2 protein-coding genes and 1 pseudogene are annotated in these 3,355 nt (G+C 42.1%); all 3 read right to left on the reverse strand.

Features of this window, described 5'->3' with window-relative positions:
* Positions 1-1,173: pseudogene (locus tag K8F54_RS13640) on the reverse strand (lysine--tRNA ligase); the annotation flags it as partial.
* 175 nt (positions 1,174-1,348) lie between these two features.
* The gene (locus K8F54_RS13645; RefSeq protein WP_290791832.1) at positions 1,349-2,245 is read right to left on the reverse strand and encodes a hypothetical protein; all 897 of its coding nucleotides are present in this window, start codon (positions 2,243-2,245) and stop codon (positions 1,349-1,351) included.
* A 98-nt stretch (positions 2,246-2,343) separates the two neighbouring features.
* Positions 2,344-3,355, reverse strand: a 1,012-nt coding sequence (locus K8F54_RS13650; RefSeq protein WP_290791833.1) for a LuxR C-terminal-related transcriptional regulator, incomplete at its 5' end; no start/stop codon positions are given.

Below are 3,355 nucleotides of genomic sequence, written 5' to 3' on the forward strand. Positions count from 1 at the left end.
CGGACTCATTTCCTTCGGGTAATCGGTGATAAATGTGGGTTGTATAAAATTGCCTTCACATTTCTCTCCAAAGATCTCATCGATTAACTTCCCTTTCCCCATGGTTTCGTCTACACTCACACCTAGTTCTTTGGCGGCCGAACGAATTTCAGCTTCTGTTTTTCCGGTAATGTCGAAACCGGTGAATTTCTTTATGGCATCGGCCATCGTCATGCGAGGATAGGGTGCTTTAAAGTCGATCTCATGGACACCATAAGTAGCTTTGGTAGTTCCATTTACTTCCACAGCACAGAATTCCAACAACTCTTCGCAGAAATCCATCATCCAGTTGTAGTCCTTGTAGGCTACATATATCTCCATCGCGGTAAACTAGGGATTGTGGGTACGGTCCATTCCTTCGTTTCTGAAGTTTTTAGAAAACTCATACACACAGTCAAAGCCACCAACAATAAGTCGTTTTAGGTATAATTCGTTTGCTATTCGCAAATACAGCGGAATATCCAGTGTATTGTGATGTGTTACAAAGGGTCGTGCAGCGGCTCCTCCCGGGATAGGCTGAAGAATAGGGGTTTCCACTTCAAAATAGCTGCGATCGTTAAAAAATGTACGCATGGCGTTGAACAGCTTGGTGCGTTTCACGAACACTTCCTTTACATGAGGGTTGACCACCAGATCTGCATAGCGCTGACGGTATCGTTGTTCTGCGTCGGTAAAGGCATCGTGTACTTTTCCTTCGGCATCGACACGGGGCTGAGGCAAGGGTTTGAGTGCTTTTGAAAGCAAGGTGAACCCTTTCACCAAAACCGTTTTCTCTCCTACCTGCGTCGTAAACAATTCGCCTTCTATGCCTATAAAATCACCTATATCTAGTAATTTCTTATAGACTTCGTTATACTGCGTTTTATCCTCACCGGGGCAGATTTCATCCCGATTAAAATACACTTGAATCCTACCATCGGCATCCTGTAATTCGGCAAAGGAAGCCTTTCCCTGGATACGACGCGACATCAGTCTACCGGCAATTACTACTTTCTTCCCTTCCTTGAAATCCTTTTTTATCCCTTTGGAGGTGTGATTCACAGGGTACATGGCCGCGGGATATGGGTTGATGCCCATATTGCGCAATTGATTCAATTTTTCTCTTCGGATGAGTTCGAGTTCAGACAGTTGCATACCTTTTGTAAAATAAGCAGCAAAGATAGGTACAAACTATGGGTTTTTCAATTCCCTTATAATTTTTTAAACCACAAAGTCTTTGGTGGTTTTTATCCCATGATCGCGAAGTTGCTTTTCATGCTTCGCACCATTTACCAGATACTTTGTGGTTTGGTCTTAAAAATTGTTGGAATTAGTTGACGACAACCAATTTTAGGGAGCTTATCTTTTCTTTTATTTGTTGATTTTCCGGATCCAATACAAGCGCTTTTTCATAGTATTTTATAGCTTCCGAAGGCTTTTCTACCTGGTACAGCTTGTTGGCCAGACTTATATAGGTGGTGACTTCTTCCGGAAATAAGCGCGTATTTAAACGAGCGACTGCAATCCCTGCGGCTTTATTCCCAGAAAAGAAGAGTACATTGGAGTAGGTGTTTAATTCTGAAGCTTTAGCGGTTAGTTTTTTTAACTTCGGAAGTAATTTTTTTGCCTTTTTATCGAACTTTTCTAGGGGTACTTCGCCCAAGAGCTCACTTACCAGAGTAACGGCGTGATAGTTTGGCGTATAGTCGCCGTTAATTATAGCGGCTAAATCTGCTTCCAATGTTTCCACCGGCGATTCCACGATGCGATTGACCTCCCTTCCGTCTTTGTAAAAAATAAAGGTGGGCACGCGATGAATGGTGAGGCCTTCTTCTTCACCGCCCGGACTTTGTTTGTAAGCATCACGCTCTCTACTTACCGCTACAAGTGTTAATCGGTCGAGTGGAAAATTGGCTGCATCTAATATTTTGTAAAAATGTGGAACTTCACGTTTACTGTCTCCACACCAGGTTCCCATAAAGGCAGTTATGGTGTAGGTCGTTAAATCGTCTTTAAATTGATTGACCACCGCCGTATTGGGTTGATAGGCGTCGTAATTTTTTAAAAACCAGTCCGAATAGGGTACGGCTGAAAGCCCCACTTTGTTAATTTTTCCCAGAAGGACGGGTGCATTTCCTTCCGAAGCAATTTCATGATTAAATGGTTGCGCCGAAATATGGGTCGTAATTAAACATACAAAGAGTACTGCTAGCGATAGTGATTTCATTTTCGTTGTTTTATGATTTGAAGGGCGAAGATTCAAAAACAATGAAAAGATTAAAAGTAGCTTGGGGTTGAAAAGGGGACTAGACCCCCGTTTGAATTTTACTGCTTGCCGGAATAATGCGCCTTCACCTCCTCACGAGAATTCACATTGAGCTTTTTGTATAGATTGTTAATATGTGTTTTTACGGTACTTAGGCTTAGGAACAATTGCGAAGCGATCTCCTTATTGGTTTTGTTTTCCAGAATCAGGTCGAGAACTTTTTGTTCTTGATTAGACAATGCAGTATCGGGTTGCATCGCATGTAGATTTATTTTCTTTAGTTTTCTGAAGAAATAAAAGTTGCCCACAACCGATAGCAAGGCGAATCCACTCATTGCATAGACCCACCAGGGTAGACCTTTATCCACTTCCGAAGAAATTAAAAAACGATCTGATGTGATTTCGGCACGGTATTGCTTTACATAATTCGAATTGGGATAGGCTTCTGTAAGTCGTTGAAGCAGTCCATCGTAATACGGATTGGTTTTTAGGTCTTCCAAATAATAGTCGTGTAAGTCATTGCTTCGGTCCGATAAAAAGGCATAGCTATACAATTCGGCCAGAGGTTCGTGTAGTTGTTCTCCATACTGCTGAAAGATGCTGAACCATTTTTTAGAATTGATCTTGCGATTGGCTTCGCTTCGGTAGGTCCCAAATGCAAAGCGCATATCGTGTTTCAGGGAATCTATTTTCAGAAAAGCATTGGCTTTTTCATCTTTGGAAAGTACCCGACAGAACATTTCATTATCAAATGAAAAGGGCAGGGAAAGGGTATCGTTGTTATTGGCTATAAAAACAATTTCCCTACTGTTTGGGCAATGACCGTTAAAGTGAGAAGTGTTTTGTTCGGCTTCGGTACAATTATCGACATGGATTCTATACATCCTATTTTCCAAAGGAAGATTGTCCCCTATAAAAAGGAAATAGCCGGTGGAATCGGGAGCTGTTTTTGAAAGAATCTGCTCGGGGTACACCCCTGATATTTTTCGGTAATCCTCCACCACCGAGAGATATACATCGCCGGGCCAATCTCGCGTGTCTATATGGCCTGAAAACTCATACTGCCCTTGA

It is taken from the genome of Altibacter sp., from assembly GCF_019913785.1.
GTDB lineage: Bacteria > Bacteroidota > Bacteroidia > Flavobacteriales > Flavobacteriaceae > Altibacter.

What these genes read in the sequence shown, in the direction of transcription:
- K8F54_RS13645 (WP_290791832.1), bottom strand. Translation starts at nt 2,245, where the DNA reads ATGAAATCACTATCGCTAGCAGTACTCTTTGTATGTTTAATTACGACC.